Source organism: aff. Roholtiella sp. LEGE 12411, assembly GCF_015206995.1.
In the GTDB taxonomy this organism is placed as follows: Bacteria; Cyanobacteriota; Cyanobacteriia; order Cyanobacteriales; family Nostocaceae; genus Komarekiella.
In genome coordinates, this window is the sequence record NZ_JADEXR010000215.1 from 1 (window position 1) to 8,051 (window position 8,051).

Consider the following 8,051-nt stretch of genomic DNA (forward strand, 5'->3'; position numbering starts at 1 on the left):
CCCTTCCCCCTGACCCCCCTATATGGACACAAGTACCACAAGAAATAACCAGCTTTAATACTCGCGCTACGGGTAAAATGACCAGTTTTTCTGCCTGTATTGATAGAGCTAATACAACAGCACAGGTCTTTATACGCGGCAATGCACTTGCTCGCATAGAAAATGACTCAATAAATTACACTGAGAGCAAAAGCACTTATTTTCCAACTGCAAGTGTACGAGTACAAGGACGCGGATACTTGTATACCAAGTAAAAGCTGAAACTTAAAGGATTATTCAATAGCAGCTGATTATGGAAAATTTAAGTTTGAAGTTATTGCACCCCAGCGACTTGAATAGGAAAAGCAAACAGCGATATCTGGTTAACAGGCTACGCTATGCTTCTGGATACACCCAACAGGATGCTGGCTTTAGTTTGCTGGAATTAATCGTAGTGACGGTGATGATAGGTATTTTAGCTGCGATCGCGGCTCCTGGTTGGCTTGCCTTTGTAAACCAGCAGCGGGTAAATAAGGCTAACGACGCCGTTTTAGCCGCACTACAGGAAGCACAACGAGAAGCTAAAAAGAAAAAACTTAGCTACAGTGTCAGTTTTAAGAATGAAAACGGCGTTCCCAAGCTGCTGATTTATCAAGGTACTGTCCCATCATCTTCTGGTTGGAAAACTTTGGGTGACGGTATGGAATTTCAGCCAGAGCAAGTTCTGCTGTACACCAACCTTAATAGTACAACTGCTAATAAAAAAGCCTCCGCTAATATAGACTACACTCAATTGGGAAGTGGCACGATTACTTTCGACTATATGGGTACTCTACCAAATGTAGACTTTGCAACAGCAGGGGGATCATCAGACCAACTTGGTTTAAAAATTGCCGTAGCTGTACCCAATGGAAGTTCCACATCAGCTAGTAACTTCAGGCGTTGCGTCATTGTGGATACTCTAGTTGGAGGAATGCGAACAGCGAAAGACCCTGCGTGCAGCAATAATTAAATAATTTTTTTGTAGCGAAACCTATAAAAAATTCCATATAAATACGGTACAGAAAACTGCACTTTGGGAGCAAAATCGTAACATAAAGTGCAGTTTTTTAATTTTAAATACCTGAAAAATAGCCCTAATAAAATACAATTTTGGGAAGATGACTGAGAGCCTTGACTTTACTGTAGCTATTCCAACTTACAACGGGGAAAGTCGTTTGCCTGAATTACTAGAGCGGCTGCAAAATCAAATTGACACAGAAAATTTAACTTGGGAAATTATAGTTGTAGATAATAACAGCACTGATAGCACAGCTAAAGTTGTTCAGACATTTCAACAAAATTGGCAATGTCCTTACCCATTAAAGTACTGCTTTGAAGCACGACAGGGAGCAGCTTATGCTCGAAAGCGAGCAGTTGAAGAGGCTCAAGGTAAATTTATAGGTTTTCTAGATGATGACAACTACCCAGTATCAAGCTGGGTAGCCACAGCTTATGCTTTTGGTCAAAAGTATCCCAAAGCGGGTGCTTATGCTAGTCAAATTCACCCTGACTGGGAAGTCGAACCACCAGAAAACTTTCAGCGAATTGCCCCATTTTTGGCAATTACAGAGCGAGGAGATTTACCGCTATTATATGAACCTACAAAAAAATTGTTACCTCCTTCTGCCGGTCTTGTTGTCCGCAGAGAAGCTTGGTTAGAAAGTGTACCAAATAAGTCCATTTTAACTGGTAGAATTAACGGCAATATGCTTACCAGTGAAGATTTAGAAATGTTGTCTTACATCCAAAAATCAGGATGGGAAATTTGGTATAATCCAGAAATGGAGATTTATCACAGGATACCAAGTTTTCGATTGCAAAAAGCCTATTTAGTTCCATTTTTTCGCGGTATTGGACTTAGCCGTTATGTTACTAGAATGGTGAATATAAAACCTATATATAGACCAGCAGCTTGTTTGGTTTATATGATAAATGACATACGCAAAATTACTTTTCAATTAATTAAATATCAAACTAAATTAAAAACTGATTTGGTGGCTGCTTGTGAAATGCAATTATTTGTTGGTAGCTTAATCAGCCCTTTTTATCTTTGGAAAAACGGATATTTAAAAACAAATAGAAAATAACTTCCTATGATGAATGAGTTAGTAATGGAAAACTTAGATATTACTATAGCTATTCCTACATATAACGGAGCAACTCGTTTACCTAAGATTTTAGATAAGCTTTTAACCCAGAGGAGAATAGAACACCTCAACGGGGAGATTGTTATTGTGGATAATAATAGTTCCGATGATACATCTGAAGTAATAGAAAGGTATCAAAAAATCTGCAATAGTAACTTTCCGTTGAGATACTTTTTAGAAACCGAACAGGGAGCCGCCTTTGCAAGACTGCGTGCAGTACGCGAAGCCAGAGGTGAACTAATCGCATTTTTAGATGATGATAACTTACCCGACCCTGATTGGGTAGCAGAAGCATATACATTTGGTGCTGAGCATCCTCAAGCAGGTGTTTGGAGTGGACAAATTCATGGTGATTTTGAAGTAAAACCACCAGAAAAATTTGAGAGAATTCAAGCCTTTCTCGCTATCAGAGAACACGGACTAGAACCACATTTATTTGATGCTGCTAATTTAAGACTTCCTCCTGGTGCGGCCATTATTGTTCGTAAAAAAGCGTGGTCTGAGAATGTTCCACAACGACCTAAATTAAGTGGAAAATTACCTGGTATTTTGGTACAAGGTGATGACTATGAACCATTGCTTTACATCCACTATGCAGGCTGGGAAATTTGGTATAACCCAACAATGCATACTTATCACCAAATACCACGTTGGCGATTAGAAAAAGAATATTTACTAACTCTGGCTCGTGGCTGCGGTTTGTGTATTTGTCAGTTACGCTTAATCAATACTAAAAGCTGGCAAAAACCAATAGTATTTGTGAGAACCTTTTTGGGTAATTTGCGCCGAGTTTTAGAGCATGTGATTAAGTATAGAGGTTATTTAAAAAGTGATTTAATTGCGCTTTTTGAAATTCAATTTTATTTAGGTAGCATGATGAGTCCTTTTTATTGCTTAAAAATTAATATGCGAAAATTAACTGATTAATTAAGCATATACTCATGATTTATTATCAGTTTTTGTTTTCCTTTAAAAAATAATTAGGGCTTGCTGAATAGAATTGTAATATAGACTAGATAAGGATTTTAAGCCTTTTTCCAACAAACAAGTGCAAGGTCATAACATCTAAAGTCTCAAAACCCTTGCACAATCGTTAGCGATCGCTGGGTAAATTCTGAAACTGAGCGATGAAACAAGTATTTTGTAAGGTGTGTGGCTTCTACATTTGCTTGAGAGACTTATTCAGCAAGCCCTAATTATATGTAGTTATGCTTGAATCTTAAGAAGCAGTAAAACTAAATTAATACTCAACGAAAGCAACAGTTATATATAATTTATTTTTTATTACATGAAAATGTTAGTTTGGCGGGATTGCAGGGAAGACTACATTTATGAACCCTGATATAAATCAGTCAGACGATGCAAAATATTTCTGTAATCATACCAGCTTACAATAGCGAAAAAACTATTAAGACGACAATTGAATCTGTTTTAAACCAAACTTTTGCTGACTTTGAGCTAATTATAGTTAATGATGGTTCACAGGATTCAACATTAGATATAATTGCAAAATTTCAAGACTCCAGAATAAAAGTATTATCCTTTAATAATTCTGGGGGAAACGTTAGTCGTAATCGTGGACTAAATTATGCAGTTGGAGAATTTATTAGTTTCTTAGATGCAGATGATATTTGGACGGCTGATAAGCTAGAAATCCAGTTGAAAGCTTTGCAGGAAAACCCTCAAGCAGCAGTTGCTTATAGCTGGACTGATTATATTAATGAAAATGGTGCATTCGTAGTTTCAGGTAGACATGTTAATCTCAATGGAGATGTTTATGAAGAGCTATTGTTAACTAATTTTTTGGAGAATGGTTCCAATCCATTGATTCGTAGAGAAGCTTTAATTGAATTAGGTGGATTTGATAAATCACTAAGTGCTGCTCAAGATTGGGATATGTGGCTGCGATTAGCCTATAAGTTTGATTTTGTCTGCATACCATCTGTACAAATATTATACCGGATCAGCGCTAATTCAGTTTCTTCTAATCTTTTAAGGCAGGAAAAAGCCTGTTTACAATTGCTTGAACGAGCGTATCAAGCAAGACCATCGACACTTAAGAATAACTGGAATATCAGCCTTACAAATTTATACAAATACCTAACCTGTAAAGCATTACAAAAGCCGCTTAATCGACAAAAGAGTCTAGCAGCGGCTAAATTTTTATGGAATTATGTTCTGAATGACTCTTCAAGACTTCAGCGTATTGCTTTCAGCTTAAAACTGTTATTTAAAATTATTATAATCCTTATTTTGCCAACCTCACTACACAGGATTATTAACCCGGTCAAAGACAGAAGTCAGAAGGCTGAAAACCAACCAGAAAATCGAAATGGTTACTCAGGTGCATTTACCGTCTCTAGTTAATATAAAACATTTCTTGAATAACCACTCTAGCAGTGGCTTTACGTTGCCAGAAATGTTAGTAGTTGTTGTCATAATTGGTATATTAGCTGCGCTGGGAACACCTAACTGGCTAGCTTTTGTGGACACTCGTCGCTTAAACACTGCACAAAACGAAGTTTACGGTGCTATGCGCCAAGCCCAAAGCCAAGCCACTAAACAAAAATTGACTTGGCAAGCCAGCTTTCGTGAACAAAATGACACCATTCAATGGGCGGTTCATCAAACAGAAGCAGGAAAATTTATTCCTGATAATGTTATAAATAATGACAACCTATGGCATGACCTTGAGCCAAATATTCGCATTGATCAAGAACAAAACTATAAGGGTAAACACGAGACAACTTTACCAAAACACACTTCACAGCAAATGTGGCGAGTTTTATTTAATTACTACGGTTGTCCTATCTCGGAAATTGGAAATCAGTGTACACCACGTGGATTAGGACAGATAACCTTCTACAGCTTGAATGGTGGTAAAGCTAGACGTTGTGTCTATGTTTCTACGATTTTGGGGGCAATGCGAACAGGAAAAGATCATACTAAAGCCAACGAAAACGACAAGTATTGCTATTAAGATATTTTTAGTTTATTCAAATAAGGAATCGTGTGCTGAAATCACCGAAAAGCTTAAAACAGCACCTAATTATTTTTACTCGCTATCCAGAACCAGGGAAGACAAAAACCCGGCTGATACCTGCTTTGGGCACTCACGGTGCTGCCAATCTTCAACGGCAGATGACTGAACATACGATATTTCAGGTTAAAGAGTTGCAAAAGGCATCTGCTGTCTCTGTGGAAGTACGGTTTGCAGGTGGGGATTGGCAGCTCATGCAAGACTGGCTAGGGTTTAGTTTAGTTTACCAGCTTCAAGGTGAGGGTAATCTAGGCGATCGCATGGCGCGATCGCTACTCGATGCCTTTCAATCTGGTGCAGAAAAAGTAATTATCATCGGTACGGATTGCCCAGACGTGAATGCCCAGATTCTAGCGACAGCCTTTGAACAACTACAAGTATTTGAACTTGTGCTGGGGCCAGCGATAGACGGTGGTTATTACTTGATTGGTTTGCGGCAACCCATCCCGGAGTTATTCGTTAACATCGAGTGGGGAACTGCTCAAGTATTCCAAAAAACCGTGGAGATTGCTCAGTTACTGAATTTGTCATCTGTATACTTGCCTACCTTAGCCGATGTTGATCGTCCAGAGGATTTGCCCATTTGGGAAAAAACTCTTAAGGGGGAGTGAAGGAGTGGAAAATAGAAACTAAATTCTTCGCAGTGCCTAATGTTCAATGCCCAAAGTCCCTACTTGCTTTCGTATCTTCCAACACCAGGTATTTTCTGAAGACAGTGTAGATTACAGATGCTACTGTGGTGTAGTTTAAAACTAAGAGGCAAATATCCTTGACTAGTGATGAATCTGCCTGCCTTGTGTTTACATACAGCATTTAAAGTTATGGGAACAATACAATATTCAAGTAACTTGAAATATGAAAATCACTCTTACTTAACGCAAGTTTGAACAACTATGGTTAATCGTTTTGCTGCCTTGAACACTGCTTTAACACTGAAGGTAGTTGGAATAATCTGCATTTTGTCGTTTTTTGTGGACTTTATGATTTTGTTGTTACCCTTTCAACCAACTGATCGGGGGTGGCAAATTAGCTTGGCAACGGCGCTAGTTGATCGGGGAATTGTACCTCTAGTAGGCTTAGGGTTGCTGTTTGCTGCATATTGGATTGATAGTGCTGATGCTAGCGATCGCCCAGCAGGTATCGATTTAAGATTTCCTGCCCTGATACTATCTAGTATTTTAGGTTTAATGTTTTTACTGATTTTTCCTCTGCACCTCAACAATGTGCGTCAAGCTAGCACTCAAACAGTAAATCAAATTTCCCAGGATGCGAATCAGGCAGAAAACCAACTGAAAAACCAGCTATCTCAATTCCAAGCACAACTAAATAACGATCAGGCCAAAGCTCAGTTAGAACAGTTACGAAACCAAGCCAGAACTCAGTTTACGGAACTACTAAAAGACGATCAGAAGTATAAGCAAGCACTTGAAAACCCCCAACTTCCTGCTGAGCAAAAAGAATTACTCAAGAAGTTTAAAGCAAATCCCCAAGAACTTGACAAATTTATCGCCCAGCGCACAGATCCTCAAGGAGTTGCAAATCAAAGACTTAACCAAATTCGCCAGCGCCGAGACGAAGCTGAAAAACAAGCTAAAGATAACGCTTGGAAATCTGGATTGCGGATTGGTATTAGCAGTTTGCTGTTGTCCATTGGCTACATTATCATTGGCTGGACAGGATTAAAAGGCATGGGTAGTTTACAAGGTGGTGGACGTAGAGCACCAGCGCGTTAGCCAACTATCGGTAGGGCAGTAGGACGCAGCAAACGGTTGTTGACGCTTTATACTGCCATGCGTCTAATGATTAATAACAATAGAAAGACGATTAACAGTTAATCAAATCGCTATAAAACCTGAGAATGTTCTCTATTTACATACTGACATATAACGAAGAACTAGATATTGCTGCTTGTATTGAGTCGGCGATGCTATCGGATGACATTATTGTTATAGACTCATGCAGTAGCGATCGCACTGTAGAAATCGCTAGTCGCTATCCTATCCGCATCGTCCAACACCCTTTTGAAAGCCACGGACGCCAACGCACCTGGATGTTAGAGTCTATCCCTCCAAAGCACGAATGGGTCTACATTCTCGAAGCTGACGAGCGCATGACACCCGAACTGTTCGCTGAAGGCGAAAAAGCAATTCACAATCCAGGCTACATTGGCTACTATGTTGCCGAACGCGTCATGTTCATGAATCATTGGATTCGCCACAGCACTCAGTATCCCCGTTATCAAATGCGCCTCTTTTGTCACGGTAAAGTCTGGTTTACAGACTATGGTCATACTGAACGGGAAGTTTGTGACGGTGCAACTAGTTTTTTAAAAGAAACCTATCCCCATTACACTTGCAGCAAAGGCTTGAGCCGCTGGATTGAAAAGCACAATCGGTATTCCACAGATGAAGCTCAAGAAACGCTATATCAACTAGAACAGGGACAAGTTAACTGGGGAGATTTGTTTTTTGGTAAGTCAGAAGTCGAAAAACGCCGCGCCCTTAAAGATTTATCTTTACGTTTACCTGCTAGACCATTTCTACGCTTTTTATATATGTATTTCATCTTGGGTGGCTGTTTAGATGGACGTGCTGGAATGGCTTGGTGTACATTGCAAACGTTCTACGAATACCTAATTTTGCTCAAAGTCTGGGAAATGAAGTATTTACCCAAGCCCAGCTTAGATGCAAAAGTAATTGTTGTAGAACAGAGTACACAACAGGTGCAGTGCGCGGCTTCAGAAACTACACAAGCTGATGCAGCTTAGGAAAATCCATAAAACTTACACCAAAGAGATCCTTCATTACCTGAGCTAACTTAAAAAGGGGGGATGGGGCATGGGG

The 8,051-nt window shown here is 39.4% G+C and carries 8 protein-coding genes and 1 pseudogene; all 9 read left to right on the top strand.

The annotated features are described in order from the left end of the window. Window positions 1-254 (top strand): annotated as a pseudogene (locus tag IQ246_RS30015) (hypothetical protein); the annotation flags it as partial. Window positions 255-292: 38 nt separating this feature from the next. Further along, the gene (locus IQ246_RS27495) at window positions 293-991 is read left to right on the top strand and encodes a Tfp pilus assembly protein FimT/FimU (RefSeq protein WP_194006461.1); all 699 of its coding nucleotides are present in this window, start codon (window positions 293-295) and stop codon (window positions 989-991) included. Between the two features lie 148 nt (window positions 992-1,139). Further along, entirely contained in the window at window positions 1,140-2,108 is a 969-nt protein-coding gene (hpsE, locus tag IQ246_RS27500) for a hormogonium polysaccharide biosynthesis glycosyltransferase HpsE (protein ID WP_194006462.1), read from the top strand. A 6-nt stretch (window positions 2,109-2,114) separates the two neighbouring features. Beyond that, complete coding sequence (hpsE, locus tag IQ246_RS27505) at window positions 2,115-3,095, top strand: hormogonium polysaccharide biosynthesis glycosyltransferase HpsE (protein ID WP_339379233.1); 981 nt, start codon at window positions 2,115-2,117, stop codon at window positions 3,093-3,095. Between the two features lie 432 nt (window positions 3,096-3,527). Next, window positions 3,528-4,535 (top strand): glycosyltransferase, encoded by a 1,008-nt coding sequence (locus tag IQ246_RS27510; protein WP_194006463.1) that lies wholly within the window; start codon window positions 3,528-3,530, stop codon window positions 4,533-4,535. Then, window positions 4,501-5,148 (top strand): Tfp pilus assembly protein FimT/FimU, encoded by a 648-nt coding sequence (locus IQ246_RS27515; RefSeq protein ID WP_194006464.1) that lies wholly within the window; start codon window positions 4,501-4,503, stop codon window positions 5,146-5,148. Before IQ246_RS27510 ends, IQ246_RS27515 begins: the two co-directional genes overlap by 35 nt. A gap of 32 nt (window positions 5,149-5,180) precedes the next feature. After that, on the top strand, window positions 5,181-5,819 hold the full coding sequence (locus IQ246_RS27520; RefSeq protein WP_194006465.1) for a TIGR04282 family arsenosugar biosynthesis glycosyltransferase: 639 nt from the start codon (window positions 5,181-5,183) through the stop codon (window positions 5,817-5,819). Between the two features lie 282 nt (window positions 5,820-6,101). Continuing rightward, window positions 6,102-6,941 carry an HpsJ family protein gene (locus tag IQ246_RS27525; protein WP_194006466.1) on the top strand — a complete coding sequence of 280 codons (840 nt, stop codon included), beginning with the start codon at window positions 6,102-6,104 and terminating at the stop codon, window positions 6,939-6,941. 125 nt (window positions 6,942-7,066) lie between these two features. Beyond that, complete coding sequence (locus tag IQ246_RS27530; protein ID WP_194006467.1) at window positions 7,067-7,975, top strand: glycosyltransferase family 2 protein; 909 nt, start codon at window positions 7,067-7,069, stop codon at window positions 7,973-7,975. Window positions 7,976-8,051 lie beyond the last annotated feature (76 nt).

Excerpts from the sequence above, each read along its gene's own strand:
- IQ246_RS27510 (WP_194006463.1), top strand. The coding sequence starts at position 3,528 with ATGCAAAATATTTCTGTAATCATACCAGCTTACAATAGCGAAAAAACT.
- IQ246_RS27530 (WP_194006467.1), top strand. The coding sequence starts at position 7,067 with ATGTTCTCTATTTACATACTGACATATAACGAAGAACTAGATATTGCT.
- IQ246_RS27515 (WP_194006464.1), top strand. The coding sequence starts at position 4,501 with ATGGTTACTCAGGTGCATTTACCGTCTCTAGTTAATATAAAACATTTC.
- IQ246_RS27495 (WP_194006461.1), top strand. The coding sequence starts at position 293 with ATGGAAAATTTAAGTTTGAAGTTATTGCACCCCAGCGACTTGAATAGG.
- hpsE (WP_339379233.1), top strand. The coding sequence starts at position 2,115 with ATGATGAATGAGTTAGTAATGGAAAACTTAGATATTACTATAGCTATT.
- IQ246_RS27525 (WP_194006466.1), top strand. The coding sequence starts at position 6,102 with ATGGTTAATCGTTTTGCTGCCTTGAACACTGCTTTAACACTGAAGGTA.
- hpsE (WP_194006462.1), top strand. The coding sequence starts at position 1,140 with ATGACTGAGAGCCTTGACTTTACTGTAGCTATTCCAACTTACAACGGG.